Annotated in this window: 18 protein-coding genes; 11 read left to right on the forward strand and 7 right to left on the reverse strand. The window is 33.1% G+C overall.

Annotated elements, in window-relative coordinates:
• The first annotated feature begins 25 nt into the window (after positions 1–25).
• From ACODSB_RS02720 to ACODSB_RS02735, 4 genes are all read left to right on the forward strand, one after another.
• Positions 26–589, forward strand: coding sequence for a 2'-5' RNA ligase family protein (locus ACODSB_RS02720; RefSeq protein ID WP_488935907.1), 564 nt, complete (start codon positions 26–28; stop codon positions 587–589).
• Positions 590–786: 197 nt separating this feature from the next.
• Positions 787–1710 (forward strand): helix-turn-helix domain-containing protein, encoded by a 924-nt coding sequence (locus ACODSB_RS02725; protein WP_488935908.1) that lies wholly within the window; start codon positions 787–789, stop codon positions 1708–1710.
• Between the two features lie 332 nt (positions 1711–2042).
• Positions 2043–2768, forward strand: coding sequence for an SDR family oxidoreductase (locus ACODSB_RS02730; RefSeq protein WP_488935909.1), 726 nt, complete (start codon positions 2043–2045; stop codon positions 2766–2768).
• A gap of 290 nt (positions 2769–3058) precedes the next feature.
• The gene (locus ACODSB_RS02735; RefSeq protein ID WP_256635303.1) at positions 3059–3823 is read left to right on the forward strand and encodes an SDR family oxidoreductase; all 765 of its coding nucleotides are present in this window, start codon (positions 3059–3061) and stop codon (positions 3821–3823) included.
• Between the two features lie 86 nt (positions 3824–3909).
• On the opposite strand, the gene ACODSB_RS02740 is transcribed toward ACODSB_RS02735, so the two are convergent.
• The 4 genes from ACODSB_RS02740 to ACODSB_RS02755 all read right to left on the reverse strand — a co-directional run bounded on the left by ACODSB_RS02740 (position 3910) and on the right by ACODSB_RS02755 (position 6863).
• Positions 3910–4416, reverse strand: coding sequence for a hypothetical protein (locus tag ACODSB_RS02740; protein WP_488935910.1), 507 nt, complete (start codon positions 4414–4416; stop codon positions 3910–3912).
• 163 nt (positions 4417–4579) lie between these two features.
• Positions 4580–5038, reverse strand: a complete 459-nt coding sequence (locus ACODSB_RS02745; RefSeq protein WP_488935911.1) for a PepSY-like domain-containing protein — start codon at positions 5036–5038, stop codon at positions 4580–4582.
• 89 nt (positions 5039–5127) lie between these two features.
• Positions 5128–5826 carry a LytR/AlgR family response regulator transcription factor gene (locus tag ACODSB_RS02750; protein ID WP_488935912.1) on the reverse strand — a complete coding sequence of 233 codons (699 nt, stop codon included), beginning with the start codon at positions 5824–5826 and terminating at the stop codon, positions 5128–5130.
• A complete protein-coding gene (locus ACODSB_RS02755) occupies positions 5826–6863 on the reverse strand; it encodes a sensor histidine kinase (RefSeq protein ID WP_488935913.1) in 1038 nt (345 codons plus the stop codon). Before ACODSB_RS02755 ends, ACODSB_RS02750 begins: the two co-directional genes overlap by 1 nt.
• Before the next feature lie 162 nt (positions 6864–7025).
• On the opposite strand from ACODSB_RS02755, the gene ACODSB_RS02760 reads away from it, so the two are divergent.
• The 4 genes from ACODSB_RS02760 (at position 7026) to ACODSB_RS02775 (ending at position 13652) form a co-directional block, all read left to right on the forward strand.
• The gene (locus ACODSB_RS02760; protein WP_053472019.1) at positions 7026–8411 is read left to right on the forward strand and encodes a TolC family protein; all 1386 of its coding nucleotides are present in this window, start codon (positions 7026–7028) and stop codon (positions 8409–8411) included.
• Positions 8412–8423: 12 nt separating this feature from the next.
• The gene (locus ACODSB_RS02765; protein WP_053472020.1) at positions 8424–11714 is read left to right on the forward strand and encodes an efflux RND transporter permease subunit; all 3291 of its coding nucleotides are present in this window, start codon (positions 8424–8426) and stop codon (positions 11712–11714) included.
• 71 nt (positions 11715–11785) lie between these two features.
• Positions 11786–12871: an efflux RND transporter periplasmic adaptor subunit gene (locus ACODSB_RS02770; RefSeq protein ID WP_488935914.1), complete on the forward strand. Its 1086-nt coding sequence runs from the start codon at positions 11786–11788 to the stop codon at positions 12869–12871.
• Between the two features lie 235 nt (positions 12872–13106).
• A complete protein-coding gene (locus ACODSB_RS02775; protein ID WP_488935915.1) occupies positions 13107–13652 on the forward strand; it encodes a hypothetical protein in 546 nt (181 codons plus the stop codon).
• A 35-nt stretch (positions 13653–13687) separates the two neighbouring features.
• On the opposite strand, the gene ACODSB_RS02780 is transcribed toward ACODSB_RS02775, so the two are convergent.
• Positions 13688–13987 (reverse strand): hypothetical protein, encoded by a 300-nt coding sequence (locus ACODSB_RS02780; RefSeq protein ID WP_488935916.1) that lies wholly within the window; start codon positions 13985–13987, stop codon positions 13688–13690.
• Positions 13988–14409: 422 nt separating this feature from the next.
• On the opposite strand from ACODSB_RS02780, the gene ACODSB_RS02785 reads away from it, so the two are divergent.
• From ACODSB_RS02785 to ACODSB_RS02795, 3 genes are read left to right on the forward strand one after another with little or no spacing between them, the layout of a single operon-like run.
• Entirely contained in the window at positions 14410–15018 is a 609-nt protein-coding gene (locus ACODSB_RS02785) for a hypothetical protein (RefSeq protein WP_488935917.1), read from the forward strand.
• A gap of 48 nt (positions 15019–15066) precedes the next feature.
• Positions 15067–15762, forward strand: a complete 696-nt coding sequence (locus ACODSB_RS02790) for an AAA family ATPase (protein ID WP_488936024.1) — start codon at positions 15067–15069, stop codon at positions 15760–15762.
• Positions 15755–16411, forward strand: coding sequence for an HNH endonuclease (locus ACODSB_RS02795; RefSeq protein ID WP_488935918.1), 657 nt, complete (start codon positions 15755–15757; stop codon positions 16409–16411). The genes ACODSB_RS02790 and ACODSB_RS02795 overlap by 8 nt, the downstream gene beginning before the upstream one ends.
• A 66-nt stretch (positions 16412–16477) precedes the next feature.
• Here ACODSB_RS02795 and ACODSB_RS02800 read toward each other — a convergent pair whose 3' ends face one another.
• Together ACODSB_RS02800 and ACODSB_RS02805 are read right to left on the reverse strand one after the other, a co-directional pair.
• Positions 16478–16711: a hypothetical protein gene (locus tag ACODSB_RS02800; RefSeq protein WP_488935919.1), complete on the reverse strand. Its 234-nt coding sequence runs from the start codon at positions 16709–16711 to the stop codon at positions 16478–16480.
• 694 nt (positions 16712–17405) lie between these two features.
• Positions 17406–17954 (reverse strand): type 1 glutamine amidotransferase domain-containing protein, encoded by a 549-nt coding sequence (locus ACODSB_RS02805; RefSeq protein WP_488935920.1) that lies wholly within the window; start codon positions 17952–17954, stop codon positions 17406–17408.
• Positions 17955–18084 lie beyond the last annotated feature (130 nt).

Genomic DNA, 18084 nt, shown 5'->3' on the forward strand with positions numbered 1-18084 from the left:
ATTTGTGTAACTCAAAGTCCTAAAAATGGAAAAAAAGTATTCCGTTGCCATTTATCCTTCGCAAGATGTTATTGATTCCGTCAAAACAATGAAGGATTATTTAAAAAGCAAAATTGATTGGTACAACAGCTGTAATTCTGTTGGACATATTACGATTTGTGAATTCACAATTACCGAATCCGAAATTGATAAATACAAACAAAAGATTTTTAAAGTTTGTGATACTTTTACTCCTTTTCAGGTCCATTTAGATCATTTTGGTTCTTATGACAATGCCGGAGCGTTTTATATAGCTCCTAACGAAGAATCAAAAAATAACCTGAAACCTATTATGAAAAGGGTTCAGGAATCTTTAAAACCTTTAAAACTCAAAAAAAGTGACGATCCACATATGTCAATTGGAAGGAAATTAACGCCTGAAAATCTTAAAATAGCCTCGCAGCTTTTTACTACAATCGATATTGATTTTTTATGCAAGGAAATTGTTTTAAGAGAATTAGATCCTGTTAAAAAACAGTTTTTTGTAATTGATACTTTTTCTTTTAATGGAAATGCACAAGCTGAGTTTGTTCAGGGCAGTTTGTTTTGAGGTTTTGCCACGAAGGCACTAAGACACAAAGTTTTTTTACAAAGTATTGTCATTGCGAGGAACGAAGCAACCACACTATAACTTGATTCAGCAAATGAGATTGCTTCGTTCCTCGCAATGACTGTGCAAATCTGTTCTATCCGTAAAATCTGCGGGCCAAAAAAATTTCGTATATTTGAATTTTACAATTCACGCATATGAAATCCCTAGATTCATTTTACAAAGATATTACCGGAGACGAAACTGTTAAACCCAATTCATTACTGCCAAATGACATTCAAAAAGAAATTGGTCATTTTAATGTATTTGATATCAAAGAACTTTTAGAACGTCTTCAGGGAAAACCAACAATGCCTTATGACAGAAGAGCTTATTACAAAATAAGTTTGATAAGAGGTCATAATAAAGCAGAGTACGCCGACAAAGTAATCGAAATCGAAAAACAAGGACTTTTATTTGCAACACCAAAAATTCCGTATAATTACGTTCCGCAAGACACGAACCAATCTGGGCAGTTTTGTGTTTTTACAAGCGAGTTTTTATCTAAAAACAAAAGCGGAATTGACTTAGACGAACTTCCTATTTTTGCTTCAGACGGTTATCCTATTTTTCAATTATCAGATGAAGAAGTAGAAGAAGTCGCCTTGATATTCAATAAAATACAAAAAGAAATCAATTCTGATTATATCTACAAATATGATTTGATCAGAAATTATGTGGCTGAATTAATTCACTTCGGACAAAAATTACAGCCTATAACTGCTCTTTATTCTAAACACAATTCTGCAGCGAGGGTTTCGTCTTTATTTGCCGAATTATTAGAAAGACAATTTCCAATAGAATCTCCGCATCAGCGATTAGAATTAAGAACCGCAAAGGATTTTGCAGCGAGATTATCTGTCCACGTTAATCATTTAAATAAGGTTTTAAAAGAAAATACCGGAAAAACCACAACTGAATTAATCAGTTCAAGATTGACAAACGAAGCGAAAATCCTTTTAAAACAAACGGATTGGAATATTTCTGAAATCGCTTATTCTCTTGGTTTTGAAGAATTAGCGCATTTTTCTAACTTTTTTAAAAAACAAACTACTTTAACGCCGCTGGCTTTTAGGAGCTAAATAATTTTAGATTTTATAATTATTTTAGATTGCTGATTTTAGATTTTAGATTCCCACAAAGCTTGTCCTCCTGAGCGAAGTCGAAGGATCTCATGCTGAGTCCATACAGTATGTTCTTATAGGGCGTGTCCTTCGACTTCGCTCAGGATGACATAAAATGAGAATTTTTATTTGAGCCAGTAATAATTGGAATTTCGTCCCGAAGCCTCGGGATAAAAAATTGGAATTTCATTACTCCTGATTTGAATTTCGCAAACATCGGTTTGATATTTACAATTCCCCAGCTCTACTTCACTCCTACCTTTGTCTTATCAATTTAAAAGATCGAAAAGATGAATTTATCAAACAACAAAATTTTAATAACAGGCGGTGCAAGCGGAATTGGACTTGGACTTACTGAACGATTTATTCAGGAAAACAATACCGTAATTATCTGCGGCAGAAGAGAATCTGTTTTAAACGAAGTGAAAGCAAAATTTCCTTCTGTAATCACAAAAGTATGCGACTTATCTTTAGAAGAAGAAAGAATCGCACTTTACAAATGGATTCAAGAAAATCATCCTGATTTAAACGTATTAATCAACAATGCAGGAATTCAAAAATGGGTTTCTGTTACAGATGCTAATTTCTACGAAAGCATGAAAGCAGAAATCAGTACTAATATTGAAGCACCGCTGCATTTAACCTCTTTATTTATTGAGTTGAAATCTTTAACAACGGTAATGAATGTAACATCTGGATTGGCATTTTCACCTTTTGCAAAAGTTCCGGTTTATTCGGCTACAAAAGCATTTTTCCGTTCGTTTACAATTTCACTTCGTCATTTATTAAAAGAAAAAAATATCGAAGTAATCGAAATTATTCCGCCTGCATTGAACACAGATCTTGGCGGAGTTGGTTTACACGACGCACATCCGAGTGTGAGTGATTTTATTCTATCCATTTTTGAACAAATAAAACAAGGAAAAGAAGAACTTACTTTTGGAACCAGCGAAACAAGATTAAACGCAAGCGTTCCGGAATTAAAAGCGTCATTTAACGCATTACACGGTAACTGAAATTAATTTTTAAACACATAGAAACATAGTTTTTGCAAACACATAAAAGGCATTTCATTTTATCTAAACAAACATAGAAATGCAGCTAAAAGAAATTTCATTTATCTAAATCCCACATCGCTATGTGTTAGAAACTAGTTTCTTTTTGCAGTCTTTTCAAATCAAAATAAAATCTATGTTTCTATGTGTTTAAAAAATCACACTGTGCGGGGTCTTCGACTTCGCTCAGACTGACAGAACAACAAACAAACTATCAACAATTCACAATTAATAATCAACAATTATAAAAAATGGCAGTAAATACAAAAATAGCTCTGGTTACAGGAGGAAGCAGAGGTTTAGGAAAAAACATGGCAATAGCAATTGCTAAAAAAGGATTAGATGTAATTATAACATACAACAGCAAAAAAGACGAAGCAGACGCTGTTGTAAAAGAAATCGAAAGTTTAGGTCAAAAAGCGGCTTCTCTTCAATTAAACGTTGGAGATTCACAAACTTTTGATGGCTTTTTTGAAGGAGTTTCTTCCACTTTAAAAAGTACTTTCAATACGGATAAATTTGATTTTTTAGTAAACAATGCCGGAATCGGAATTCACAATTCATTTGTTGGCACAACTGAAGCAGAGTTTGACCAATTGACTAATATTCAGTTTAAAGGTCCGTTTTTCCTGACTCAAAAAGCTTTGAACGTAATGAACGACGGCGGCGGAATTGTAAATATTTCAACTGGTTTGGCTAGATTTTCATTTCCAGGTTATTCGGCATATGCTTCTATGAAAGGCGCAATCGAGACGTTAACAAAATATCAGGCAAAAGAATTAGGTGAAAGAAAAATCAGAGCCAATGTTGTCGCTCCGGGTGCCATCGAAACTGATTTTGGCGGCGGTGTTGTTCGTGATAACGAACAATTAAACAAAAACTTAGCCTCAATTACAGCTTTAGGAAGAGTTGGTTTGCCAGACGATATTGGCGGTGTTGTTGCTTTTTTATGTACCGAAGATGCACGCTGGGTAAATGCACAACGTATTGAAGCTTCTGGTGGAATGAATTTGTAATTCTTATTTACGTTAAATATTAAACCCGACAGGTTTTTGAAACCTGTCGGGTTTGCTGTTTTAAATATGTTTGAGTAAGTATTTTTTTACCCTATTTGAATTGTTTTAATTAAGTTTCCTTCTTCATCAAAAATCAGATTATAATTTTTTCCGTCTTTTGCGGCTTTCACTTCATAAGTTGTTTTGTTTTTAGCATCCAACGCAGAGTAAGCTTCTCTTGGCGGCACTACGGCTTTAGCTTTTGTTTTTGACTTACTTTTTGATTTCAAATTTGATTTAATCGGATAATTGGCATCAAGATAATCCTGTGCATTTTTTGGAAGTTTAGCGCTTGAGATTTGCTCTTTATACTTTTTAAAATTTCCATCACTGTCATAAACTGCATAAGCCTGAGTTTTGGCTGCCACAGTAAATTTTGCGGCAAAATAAATGTCATTCTCAGTCTTTCCATATTCCATCGACCAAATTGGCTTTTTTTGTGGATATTGCTTTTCAAATGCCTTTACTGTCTTTTCTGACGGAAGCAAAATACTCTGCTGGCCTATTAAAAAATTGAAACACAGGAAGGCGGTAAATAGTAAAATCTTTTTCATAGTAATACTTATAAAATTAAATAAAGTAATAAAATTACTACATTTTAACCGTATTAAAAAGTTAAAATTTAGAATATCTTCTAACTACAAAAACAAAACCCGACAAGTAAAAAACTTGTCGGGTTTGCCGTTTTAAATATAATTGAATTAGTAAGTGTTCTTTTTAATTTTTTTCGATGATTACGTCAAAACCTCCATTTTGATCAAAAACAACATCATAAAATCTGGAATCTTTTTCTATACCTACTTCATAAGTAGTTTTGTTTTTATCATTTACTATCACAGCGATTTCTCTGATTGCTTTTGGTGAATAGTTTTTCTTTAAATAAGTCTGCGCTTTTTGAGGTAATTGACTTAACGGAATTTGTAATTCATACGCTTTTAAAATTCCCAAATTATCATAAACTGCGAGAGCTTTGGTATTCTTATCGGTATTAAATTTTGCCTGGTACCTAATTTCATCATTATCATCGCCAACATAATCTATAGACCAAACCGCAACTTTGTTTGGATACTCTTTTTCAAAAGTAAACCGAACTTTTTCGGGCGGCGTTACTACTTCATTTTGAGCGTTTAAAAAACCACCGTAAAGTAAAATCAGCAGTAAAAATACTTTTTTCATGATCCTGACTATTAAAATTAAAAACTCAAATAAGTACTAAAATTATTACTTTTAAAATGAAATCCAAATATTTTTTAATAAAAAAAATGTTACTTTTTTAATCTGTCCGTCAATTCCCTTTTGTAGGTTATTCCAACGGGTAATTTTTCATTTTTAATTACTACAAAATCTTTTTCAGTTGTATCAATTTTGTCCAATGCGACAATATAAGATTTATGAATTCGGATAAAATTTTTCTCCGGAAGGCATTTTTCAAGCTCCGTTGTGGTTATTGAAGCGAGATAAGTTCGTTTTGTCGTGTGCAGTTTCACATAATTTCCAAAACTCTGTGCATACAAAAGCTGATCTAATTCAATATCAATAAAATAACCGTCAACTTTTACGCTCACTTTATTTACAACTACCTCTTCTTCTTTTGTTTTTAAATTTTCTGTAGAGAAAAAACGATCTACGGCTTTTAAAAATCTTGGAAAATAAATAGGTTTCAGTAAATAATCAATTACGCCGTAATCGTAACTTTCGAGTGCAAATTCAGAGTAAGCGGTCGTTAAAATAGTTTTAGGATGATTGGGAATAATCTTCAATAATTCCATTCCTGAAATCTCAGGCATATTGATATCCAAAAACATCAAATCGACTTTGTTTTCCCTAAGATAATCCATTGCTTCAATGCCATTATATCCCTGAAAAACCAATTCTAACTGCGGATTCTGTTTTATATAATTAGCTAAAACATAATGCGCTGCCGGCTCATCATCAACAATAATACATTTTTTTGGATCTCTCATTATGCAAATCTTTTCAACTGCAGTTTTAAATCAACAATGTAAGTTTTTTTATTCTCCTGAATATCGAGTGTATAGTTTTTTCCGAAAATCAAATTCAGTCTTTCAATGGTATTTTTTAAACCAATTTTGGTCGAAACAACATCGGTTTGCTTCGTTGGAATTGAATTTACTACATGAAGATGCAGCTGTCCGTCTTGCACAGTAATAAAAATTTGAACGAAACATTTTTCAATCGCGCAGGTTCCGTGTTTAAAAGCATTTTCAATAAAAGCAATTAAAAGCATCGGCGAAATTTTATACGCATTTTCATTATCAACTTTAGAATCAAAAGTAATATCACAGCGATATCCTACTCGTTCTTTTTCAAGCTGCACATAACTGTTTATAAACTCTAATTCGTCTTCTAAAGATACGCATTGTTTGCTGTTACTTTCTAATTGATAACGCATTAACTGCGAAACTTTCATGATTAAATCCGGCGTTCTGTCCGGAAATTCAAGACTGATTCCGTAAAGCGTATTAAAAGTATTGAATAAAAAGTGCGGGTTCAATTGTCCTTTTAGAGAATTCAACTGCATTTGGTTGAATAACAAGGCTTCTTCTGTACGTTTTCTGTGGATTCTGTAGAATTTAAAAACAATAATCGGACTTAAAATACAAACCAAAGTTCCCAGAACGCTGGCCAATTGGTACAAATAACTTCTTTGATGGGAGTTTTGATAAAAATAAAGATTTCTAAACATGTCCAGCATCGTAAGCTCATACAACACAATCGAGAAAACAAGAACTCCAAAAAGCGTTAATACCAAATAAGTAAAAGGACGACGGGTTTTAAATAATATGGGAAAAAGGAAGAAACGATTGAACTGTGCGTGCACATACAGAATGCAGTAGAAAAAAACGCCCATTAAAACAGATGTTATAGAACTAAATAGCATCCAGTCGTTTTTTAGGGTATATATGGTAAAGGAAAACGCGACGACGGCAATTTCCTGCCACCATTTGTTATCCAGAATATTATCAAATTTTATGCTCATTTTTTAAACTTAAATAGTTCACAAAGTACGGACAAATATTTAATTATCATTTCTAAAAAATGACCAATTGAATTGGTCATTTTTTATCGCAGTACATCACTTAACATGACTTTTATCAGTACAAGAGAAATAAATTTGTGCTATAATTTCACACTTGAGTTTATGTATTTCAAAAAAATTACCTTATTATTTTTCTTGATTTTTGCATCAATCGGTTACTCTCAAACCCTTTCTTTAAAAGAAGCAGTTAAAACTGGGCTTGAAAATTACGGTTCGATCAGGGCAAAAAACAATTACACCAATGCATCAAAAGAGACCCTAAAACAATCTCGACGTGATTACCTGCCTAACCTAAATTTATCGGCACAGCAGGATTACGGAACTGTAAATGGTCAAAACGGACCGCTTTATGGATTTGGAGGTCTTGGAGTTGCTTCATCAGGATTACCGCTGCCGGAACAAAACTGGAATTCGGCTTTTGGCGCGCTTTATCTGGTCAACATGAACTGGGATTTTTTCACCTTTGGAAAAACACAGGAAAAAATCAATTTGTCTAAAATTGATGTTCAGGCCAAAGAAAAAGATTTACAGCAGGAAAAATTCCAGCAGGAAATCAAAATTTCTGCTGCTTATTTAAATTTACTGGCAAGCCAGAGATTGTTGATCTCTCAGCAAAAAAATCTGGATCGCGCAGAGGTTTTCAAAAAGACTGCGGTTGCAAGAGTTAAAAACGGATTATTGGCCGGCGTAGATTCTACATTGGCTACAGCCGAAGTTTCAAAAGCTAAAATTGCTTTGAACCTGGCGAAGAATTTCGTTAAAGAACAAAACAATAAACTGGTCGATTTAATGGGCGTTGCGCCTCAGGATTTTGTTACCGATACTCTTTTTGTAACGCAGATCCCGAAAGAATTAATTAAAACAAATGCAGCTACAGATAGTCTGCATCCTTTATTACAATTCTATAAAACAAAAATCGATTACAGCAATCAGCAGGTTAAATTATACAAACGTTTTTATTACCCAACCATGAGTGCTTTTGGTGTTTTACAAACCAGGGCTTCGGGATTTGAAAATAGTTATGCTACAGACCAGCATGCTTTTAGCAGAAATTACTGGGATGGCGTAAATCCGGATCGCACCAATTATTTGGTTGGAGTTGGAATCACTTGGAATTTAACCACACCTTTTAGATCAAGCAAACAAGTAAGCGCTCAGAAATTTGTTTCTCAGGCTTTACAGGAAGAATACAATCAGGCAGACAGAGAATTAAAATCACAGCTGACTTTTGCCGAAGATAAGATCAAAATTACACTTGATAATTATGCCGAAGCGCCTATTCAGGTTGATGCGGCAAAAAGAGCTTACATTCAAAAATCGACTTTATACAAAAATGGTTTAACAGATCTAACCGATTTGACCCAAACGATTTACACTTTAAATCGTGCCGAAATCGATCGTGATATTGTGAACAATAATGTATGGCAGTCGTTTTTACTGAAAGTTGCTGCAACGGGCAATTTTGACTTATTTATAAATGAATTTTAATTATAACGTCTAATGAATTTAATACGTTTTGCACTCCGCAAACCCATTTCCATATTAGTATTGGTTGCGGGTCTATTTTTCTTCGGAATTGGTGCCATCAAGGACATTAAGGTAGATATTCTGCCAAAAATGAATTTGCCGGTTATTTATATTGCACATCCGTTTGGAGGTTATACACCAGACCAGATGGAAGCTTATTTTGCTAAAAACTACGTGAATGTTTTGCCTTTTTCGAATGGTATAAAATCCGTAGAAACCAAAAATATTCAGGGGTTAATGATCATGAAATTAACCTATTATGAAGGTACAAATATGGCTCAGGCTGCTGCCGAGTTAAGTGCGCTTTCAAACAGAATTCAGGCGGCTTTTCCTCCGGGAACTCAGCCTCCGTTTATCATTCGTTTTGATGCTTCTTCTCTGCCAATTGGTCAATTGGTTTTAAGCAGTAAAATACGTTCAAACAACGAATTACAGGATTTAGCCAATGTTTATGTTCGTGCTTCGTTTACTGCAATTCCCGGTTTATTATCGCCGGCTCCCTTTGGCGGAAGCCCAAGAACAATTGAGGTAAATGTTGACCCAGATTTATTGCGTTCGCATAATATGACGCCGGATCAAATTGTGGAAGCGATTCGTTTAAACAACCAAACGGCTCCATCAGGAAACGTTCGTATGGGCGACAAAAACTATATTACGCCAACTAATAATACAATTAAAGAAGTTAAGGATTTTGAGCAGATTCCATTATTTAAAGGCGGCGTTCAAAATCTAAAATTAGGTGATGTTGCTTCTGTAAAAGATGGTGCCGATATTACGGCAGGTTACGCTTTAGTAAACGGAAAACGTTCGGTTTATATTAGTATTGCAAAAGCGGGAGATGCTTCGACCTGGGATGTGGTTCAGAAATTAAAAGCCGAACTTCCTAAAATTCAAAGTACACTTCCTGAAGATGTAAAATTATCTTATGAGTTTGACCAGTCGGTTTATGTAATCAACTCGGTTAAAAGTTTAATTACTGAAGGAATTATTGGTGCGGTTTTAACCGGATTAATGGTTTTATTATTCCTTGGCGACCGTCGTGCGGCTTTGATTGTAATTATGACGATTCCTATTTCGGTTATTTCAGGAGTTTTATTTTTGAAATTATTCGGGCAAACGATCAACTTAATGTCTTTATCAGGATTGGCTCTTGCTATTGGTATTTTGGTGGATGAAAGTACGGTAACTATTGAAAATATTCACCAGCATCTTGATATGGGAAAACCCAAGGCGCTCGCCATTTGGGATGCGTGTCAGGAAATTGCATTGCCTAAATTATTGATCTTACTTTGTATTCTTGCCGTGTTTGCGCCAGCATTTACTATGGTTGGTATTCCGGGAGCGTTGTTCCTGCCTTTGGCTTTAGCAATTGGATTCTCGATGGTTATTTCGTTTTTATTATCTCAGACTTTTGTTCCTGTAATGGCAAACTGGTTAATGAAAGGTCATGAAAAACATACACATGGCCCGGAAATTACAGATGATGAAGCTGAATTTAGAGACTGCGGTTTAACTCCGGAATCTGAAAAAGATTTGATTACACAGAAAAAAGGCTACGTTGAAAAAATAGATACAGATAATAATGGAAAAATAAGTCTTTTTGAAAGATTCAGAGTTCGTTTTATGAGAACTTTAGATCGATTATTTCCATATAAAAAAGCGACAAGTATTATATATCTGGTTTCGGCTACCGCTTTAGCGATTGTATTTATTGGGTTTATTGGAAAAGATGTATTCCCAAAAACGAATTCAAGTCAGTTTCAATTGAGAATGCGTGCTGTTGACGGAACTCGTTTAGAAAGAACAGAAGAACAAGCCAGAATTGTTTTAAAAGAATTGGAGAAAATGGTTGGAAAAGAGCATATCGGAATCACTTCTGTTTATGTGGGTCAGCACCCGTCTTTATTCTCCATTAACCCTATTTATTTGTTCATGGCAGGTTCTCATGAAGCGGTATTTCAAGTGAGTTTAAAAGAATATCATGTTGATATGGATGAGTTTAAAGATGACTTTAGAGCAAGACTTAAAAAAGTGCTGCCAAATACTAAAGTTTCTTTTGAACCAATCGAATTGACTGATAAAGTTTTAAGCCAGGGTTCTCCTACTCCAATCGAAATTCGTATTGCAGGAAAAGATAAAAAGCGAAATGAATTATACGCGAATCAAATTGTTGATAAACTAAAAGCGATTTCATATTTCAGAGACGTGCAAATTGGTCAGCCAATTCACTATCCGGCAATGAATATTGATATTGACAGAACTCGTGCTGCAGAATTAGGCGTTGATATGAACGATATTTCACGTTCATTGGTTGCTTCGACTTCATCATCAAGATATACCGAAAAAAATACGTGGGTTGACGAAAGAGCGGGATTATCATACAACGTTCAGGTTCAGGTTCCTTTGAATAAAATGAAAAGCAGAACCGATATTGGAGAAATTCCGGTATTAAGAAACTCGATTCGTCCGGTTTTGAGCGATGTTGCTAAAATTACACCAACTTATGTAAGTGGAGAAAATGACAATTTAGGGGCTATGCCATACATTACCGTTACGGCAAACATCAACCAAACCGATTTAGGTACGGCTGCAAAAGATGTGGGCAAAACAATTAGTTCATTAGGCGAATTACCTCGTGGTTTGTTCATTTCGCCAATTGGGTTAAGTACTGTATTGAGCGAAACATTAAGTAGTTTACAAACAGGATTATTGGTTGCCGTTTTTGTAATCTTCTTAATGTTAGCCGCTAATTTCCAATCGTTCAAAGTTTCGTTGGTAATTTTAACGACAGTTCCTGCGGTTGTTTTAGGAGCTTTATTAATGCTTACGCTTACAGGTTCAACGCTAAATTTACAATCGTATATGGGAATCATTATGTCGGTTGGGGTTTCGATTGCCAATGCCGTTTTACTGGTCACGAATGCCGAACAATTGCGTAAACGAAACGGAAACGCATTAGAATCTGCGCGTGAAGCTGCGGCGCTGCGTCTTCGTCCTATTATTATGACATCTGTGGCTATGATTGCGGGAATGCTGCCAATGGCAATTGGACACGGCGAAGGAGGCGATCAGGTTTCTCCGTTAGGAAGAGCGGTTATTGGCGGATTATTATTTTCTACTTTTGCCGTATTATTAATTCTTCCTCAGATTTTTGCCTGGGCACAAGAAAAAACATCGACACAATCTGTTTCTTTAGATCCTGAAGACGAAGAAAGCATCCATTATATCTCATCAATAAGTAAGTCGAAAGTTGGAAAGTCATAAAGTTAAAAGTTCAATCGTGGTGAAAAAACTTCGATAACTTTTATCCTTTAATAATCATATAAAACCAAAAAATGAAAAATAAAATACAATATAGCGCGCTGTTTTTTGCAGCATTATTTTTCCTTAACAGCTGTAATTCAAAGAAAGAAGAACCTGTTGTGGCAGAAATTGAACCTAAAACCGAAACGTTTCTTTTAGAAAAAGAAAAACTAAGCACAGAATTGCGTTTACCAGCCGAATTAACTGGTTTTCAACAAGTAGATTTGTATGCTAAAGTGAGTAGTTTCGTAAAATTATTGAAAGTTGATATTGGTACGAAAGTAAAAAAAGGACAGCTTTTAATTGTTTTAGAAGCTCCTGAAATCAGTTCACAGCTGGCTGCTGCCGAATCAAGATTAAAATCGATGGAAGCGATTTATACAACGAGCAAAAGTACTTACAACCGTTTGTATGAAACCAGCAAGGTTGAAGGAACGATTTCTAAAAACGATTTAGAAATGGCAAGCGGGAAAAAGAATTCTGATTACGCACAATACCAAGCCGCAATTGCAGCGCATAAAGAAGTTTCGATTATGAGAGGTTATCTTGAAATTCGCGCTCCGTTTGACGGCGTTGTGACAGCAAGAAACGTGAATTTAGGAACATTTGTTGGTCCGGCAGGAAAAGGTTCAGATTTGCCTTTATTGACGATTCAACAGCAAGATAAATTACGTTTGGCAGTTTCTATTCCGGAATTGTATACAGGATATTTACACGAAGGCGACGAAATGAGTTTTAATGTAAAATCATTGCCTGAAACTTTTAAAGCTAAAATTACCAGAATGTCTGGCGCTTTAGATTTAAAATTACGTTCTGAGCGCGTTGAAATGGACGTTGTGAATACTAAAAAAGATTTATTGCCTGGAATGGTTGCCGAAGTTTTATTACCGCTTAACGCGAAAGACAGTACATTTGTAGTTCCGAAATCTGCGGTGGTGAATTCTGCTGAAGGTTTGTTTGTAATTAGAGTTGTGAACCATAAAGCAAACAGAGTTGATATTAAAAAAGGAAGAGAAATCGACGATAAAATCGAAATTTTCGGAGATTTAAACCTTAAAGATAAACTGGTAAAAATTGCCAGCGAAGAAACTAAGGAAGGCGATATCATAAACGAATAACCTGCGTTTAGTCTTCAATTTAGTGATTACCAAAAACTGTACGCATTCTTGAATGCGGCATTTTAAAATTGTTACTGATTTTAAAATGCAAATTTAAAATTTGCCTTGAAGGACGATACTTGATATAGTGTCGTCCTTTTTTTCTTTTGCCACGAAGGCGCTAAGGCACAAAGTTTTTTCTTATTTTTGGATTAAACATATCTGATAATCCTTTCTATAATCACAAATATTTAAAATGAAATTATCGATAATTCTATTTCTTTTTACTTCACTTTCGTTTGCACAAATGCTAAACTACGAAATGATGAAAAAAGATTTATTAAATGATGTTATTAGACAAGAAGCTTTCAATAAAGGAGAAACTTTTATTGCTACAAAAATTGATTCTGTAAACGTAGAACATTTATTAAAATTAATGCTTGAAAAGCCTTATATAACTAATTCAGACATTCAAAGTGAAAATCTTATATTGACTGGTGAAGAATTACAATATCTTTCTGAAGGTATTCGAAAACAATACAAAAAGGAATGGAAAGAAGAAGATTTTAGCAATCGTAAATTAATTAAGAAATCGGATATTTTAGAATACCTTGATAAAGACATTAACAATCAAGTTATTATGATTTCAGATCCTATATATATTAAAACTTATAACACTGTATGCATATATCTTGCAAAATTATGCCGCAGTACAGGTTACGGAAGTTCAAGTATTGTCCTCTACACTAAAAAAGGCGAAATATGGAAAAAGTCTTTTGATATTATTGAAGATAATTATTAACAAACTATTTATAAATGAATGCTTTTACAATTCTATCATTCAAATTTTTTTGGCCAGCCAAGTGTGTTTATTTGTACAACAAATTCTTCTGCTTCTTTATTTGTTTCAATTACAAAGTCATATAAAGAAAAATCAACTGATGGTTCTTTGGTTACTGTAGCAAACTGAATGTTTTTATCTGAAACTGCAATCGTTAGTTTATGTTTGGAATCCTGAGAAAAACAGTCTATCTTAAAAAAACTTACAAATTCATTAAACTCTTCATAGAAAGTTATTTTTGATTGATAAACATATTTTAAATAATCTCTAAAACTTTCTTTGTCTATTTTTTTCATGTTTCTAAAATAATATATTTTTTGAATGCTTGTAGTTTTGAATATACATTTTTAAGTAAAAAAATACACCAGCATTACTTTCCCGCTAGTGGGGGATTTTTTCTAAACTTTTAAAATACAACTCTAATGATTTTATAATAAACAGGTAAAAGTACGTGGTTGTTTAGATTTGTAAATTGATATTTTTGAAATATTATTTCATAGGGAATTTACCTAAAAATATATTTTTATAAAGAATGTAACTCTATATCATTGATTTAGATTACTTCACGAACGAAAACTCACGAGAGCAGGGTTTCATAAAAAATATTGTTCTTATGATTTTCCGTAATAAACGTAATTAAATTATATCTACTTTAGCCATCTAATAATAGCTTTTAGAAAATTAACAATATCGACTTAAAATCATCTTAGTAAATTATATGATTACTGCATTTAAAAAAGGAAATAAATTTTATAATCTTTATGATGATAAGGATCATAAAAATCAAAATATTTTTACTGTTATTGTAGGTAAAAATGGAACTGGAAAAAGTAGATTACTAAATGATATCATAAGTAATTTCATTCCCATTAAACAAATGAATTCGTTAGATATTTTGGTGGCAAGAGATATAGCAACAACTCCAAAAATAGATTTACAAGTCTCGAATAATCCTGATAAAGTCATAGCAGTATCAACAAGTCCATATGACAAATTTCCTCTCAACCGATTATATTCGCATTCTAAACAAATCGAAAACTATTGCTATTTAGGAATTAGGGATTTGCGAACTACTAATTTTTCTTTGGGATTTATATCCAAAATAATTAGTCAATTATTATACGTAAGAAATAACGATTCTGCAAGATTTAGCAAAATTGTAGAGGTTCTTAATTATTTAGGTTATACAGAGGAATTTCATATTACATTTGAATTAAGAATATTGAATGAACAAATAAATGAAATCCTTAATTACGAGAATCCCGAAAAAGATTTTATTGAAATTTTTTCAAAGGTAAATATGCGTTACTATTTACATTTTTTTTAAACGGAAGACGAAACATTTAATATTGAAAAGTTTAGAAGATTTATCGACATTTTAGAGCGCATAAAAGATAGAAAAAGAAGGATCCATAATATAGTTGTAGATGCTCAAAATATTAATTCAGAAATTGAAATCGACGATATCTCATTTTTGATTGAAACAGGATTAATAAAACTTCGTAATGTTAGTTTAAGAAAGCTCAATTCCGATAAAATATATAAAATAAGTGAAGCGAGCTCTGGGGAGCAATGTATTTTTACGACCCTTGTTGGGATTAGTTGTAATATTTCTGATAACAGTTTAATATTAATTGACGAGCCTGAAATTTCATTACATCCCGAATGGCAGGAAAAATATATTACATTATTAATGGAAACATTCAAAAACATCAAAAATTGCCATTTTATCATCGCAACACACTCTCCACAGCTTATTTCAAAATTAGCGACTGAAAATTGCTATATTCTTCAAATGGACACTAAAGAATTAAAGAATGCTAAATACTATGCAAATAATTCAGTAGACTTTCAGTTGGCAAATATTTTTAATTCTCCTGGCTTTAAAAATGAATATTTAAGCAGAATAGCTTTAAATATTTTTACAAAGGTTGGGCAAAATAAAAATTTTGATGAAGATGATATTTTAAAACTAAAGATTCTTGAAAGTCAAATGCAATTTATGGATTCTGAAGACCCAATCAAAGGAATTTTTCAAGCAATCAAAGAAATGTATAAAATTTATGCCTGATATTCAAAACGAAATAACCTATAGTTTAGTAAGCGAAACTATTATTAATCAAAAGAAATCTCAAACAGGATTTAATCATACAAATTGGTCTGATCCTGATTTAGAAGCAGTGAGAGTAGAAATCAGAACTTTTTATTCTAAGGAACAAGTTGGACTTTGTGCGTTTTGCAAGCAAAATGTATCTACAACTTCAGCCTTAAACTGCCACGTTGAACATATCGTACCAAAATCTAAGCACATTGATTTTATTTTTACACCAAAAAACCTATGCGTAATATGTGCTGATTGTAATACCATAAAAAGAGAGCAAGAAACACTAGGTATAATTCACAATACTATTACAAAACCAAATCTTAGACGCAAATATCCTAGAACACAAAATGCTTTCAAAATAGTTCATCCTCATTTTGATATATATGATGATCATATTTTAATTACAAATGGATATTACATAGACAAATCAATAAAAGGGCATTTCACAATTGGTGCGTGCAAATTAAATAGAAAACTTCATCAATTTGGTTGGGAAATAACCAATATAAATGATGCAATAGTATCAGATACAATGAATAGGTATTTAGAAGAAAAAGACCCCATAAAAAGAAATTCATATTTGATTAAATTAAAAAAACAGTTAATATTGACTTAGATATTATTAAAAAACCTCGACTTATTGTCGAGGTTTTATTTTTGAATATAATTTTAAAAGAAAAACTTATTCCCCATCTAAATAAGGATTCAAAACTTCAGCCAATTCATTCAGCCAAAAAAAGCTGTTTTCTAAATTATCTATTCCGTTTTGAAGAGTTTCGTGTTCTCGCATTACGCCTAGAGCTAAAATGTAATTTACTTGTCGTAATGCTTTAGCCATATCTTCGGGATCTATAGTATGGTTAAAAAAATTAATCAGCCTTGTTTCGGCTTCTTTGGAAAGGGTGTTTGGATTCATAAAGTCGTAGTTTTTAAGAATATAAAACCCTTGCATTTTAGTGTTCTTAACGCCTACGACAGCGCTTACGGGCATTTCCGACACCGTACACATAATACAAGGGCAAGACTATTTTTTCTTAAAGTCGTAGTTTTAAGAACTTCAAATGTAGAGAAAAACATTTTAAAAAGAAAGATTTTTCTTTCAATTAATATGTTGCTTTTATCAAATATAAGAAATCTATATTTCAGGAGGTATCTATTGCATTTTTATCATTTCGACCGAAGGGAGAAATCGCACTAGAAACTCCGCAAAGTGAGTCCACAATCTTTGTCGAGCTACTTGTGGAGATTTCTCCCTTCGGTCGAAATGACAAACTAGACGTAAAATAGGAACGCTAACACTAGCAAAAGACAAAAAATCAAAATAAACTCCACAATTATTTTAAAACATAGCCTCTGGTTTCAACCAGAGGAACGCAAAGATTAATCCTCAATTAATTAAGAAAATCAATTGCCTCCAGCTTTAGCTGGAGGTATAAATAAGAATCATAGTAAGGCTTTAGCCAAAATGCGTGTTTTGGCTAAAACCTTATTACTATTGCATCTTTTAATTCCCCTAGTTAAAACTGGGGGCTATTCAATAAAAAAAATGCAAGACCAAAATATGATCCTACATTTTTCTATAATTTGACAAATCTAAATAAAATATATTTTTAGACTGTTTGACGCTCGTGTTTTCCTTCTTTAATTTCTTCCACCATTTTTTTATTAAAAGCGGGCAAATCATTCGGGTTTCGGCTGGTCACTAATCCATTGTCTACGACAACTTCTGAGTCTTCCCATTGTGCTCCGGCATTTTTTAAATCGTTTTTAATAGAGAAAAACGAAGTTACTTTTCGACCTTCTAAAACATCAGCATCTACCAAAATTTGAGGTCCATGACAAATAGCTGCTACTGGTTTTTTACTTTCAAAAAAGGAACGTACAAAATTTACTGCAGCTTCTTCTCTTCTCAATAAATCAGGGTTTATAACTCCTCCTGGAATAACCAAAGCATCGTAATCTGCTTCATTTGCCTGATCTAATACAACGTCAACATTATATTCGTTACTCCAGTTTCCGTCTTTCCAAGACTTGATAGTTCCAGATTTCAAACTCACGATATCTGCATTCCAACCTTGCTCTTCCAGATAGGCTTTTGGTGATGATAATTCTGATTCTTCAAAACCGTTTGTGGCTAATATTGCTATATTCTTTTTCATGATTTTAAATATTTAAAACGTTATTAATTTGATTTAAGTTAAAATTAGTTATTTCAAACAGCCAGCAGAAAAAGACGCTGTTAAAGCTTTCTTTAATAAAAGTTAATTAATTGAAAATCAAATTTTTATT

The sequence above is a fragment of the Flavobacterium sp. FG68 genome (genome assembly GCF_057808895.1).

Coding starts and splice junctions, on each gene's coding strand:
- ACODSB_RS02720 (WP_488935907.1), top strand. CDS start 26: ATGGAAAAAAAGTATTCCGTTGCCATTTATCCTTCGCAAGATGTTATT.
- ACODSB_RS02725 (WP_488935908.1), top strand. CDS start 787: ATGAAATCCCTAGATTCATTTTACAAAGATATTACCGGAGACGAAACT.
- ACODSB_RS02730 (WP_488935909.1), top strand. CDS start 2,043: ATGAATTTATCAAACAACAAAATTTTAATAACAGGCGGTGCAAGCGGA.
- ACODSB_RS02735 (WP_256635303.1), top strand. CDS start 3,059: ATGGCAGTAAATACAAAAATAGCTCTGGTTACAGGAGGAAGCAGAGGT.
- ACODSB_RS02740 (WP_488935910.1), bottom strand. CDS start 4,416: ATGAAAAAGATTTTACTATTTACCGCCTTCCTGTGTTTCAATTTTTTA.
- ACODSB_RS02745 (WP_488935911.1), bottom strand. CDS start 5,038: ATGAAAAAAGTATTTTTACTGCTGATTTTACTTTACGGTGGTTTTTTA.
- ACODSB_RS02750 (WP_488935912.1), bottom strand. CDS start 5,826: ATGAGAGATCCAAAAAAATGTATTATTGTTGATGATGAGCCGGCAGCG.
- ACODSB_RS02755 (WP_488935913.1), bottom strand. CDS start 6,863: ATGAGCATAAAATTTGATAATATTCTGGATAACAAATGGTGGCAGGAA.
- ACODSB_RS02760 (WP_053472019.1), top strand. CDS start 7,026: ATGTATTTCAAAAAAATTACCTTATTATTTTTCTTGATTTTTGCATCA.
- ACODSB_RS02765 (WP_053472020.1), top strand. CDS start 8,424: ATGAATTTAATACGTTTTGCACTCCGCAAACCCATTTCCATATTAGTA.
- ACODSB_RS02770 (WP_488935914.1), top strand. CDS start 11,786: ATGAAAAATAAAATACAATATAGCGCGCTGTTTTTTGCAGCATTATTT.
- ACODSB_RS02775 (WP_488935915.1), top strand. CDS start 13,107: ATGAAATTATCGATAATTCTATTTCTTTTTACTTCACTTTCGTTTGCA.
- ACODSB_RS02780 (WP_488935916.1), bottom strand. CDS start 13,987: ATGAAAAAAATAGACAAAGAAAGTTTTAGAGATTATTTAAAATATGTT.
- ACODSB_RS02785 (WP_488935917.1), top strand. CDS start 14,410: ATGATTACTGCATTTAAAAAAGGAAATAAATTTTATAATCTTTATGAT.
- ACODSB_RS02795 (WP_488935918.1), top strand. CDS start 15,755: ATGCCTGATATTCAAAACGAAATAACCTATAGTTTAGTAAGCGAAACT.
- ACODSB_RS02800 (WP_488935919.1), bottom strand. CDS start 16,711: ATGAATCCAAACACCCTTTCCAAAGAAGCCGAAACAAGGCTGATTAAT.
- ACODSB_RS02805 (WP_488935920.1), bottom strand. CDS start 17,954: ATGAAAAAGAATATAGCAATATTAGCCACAAACGGTTTTGAAGAATCA.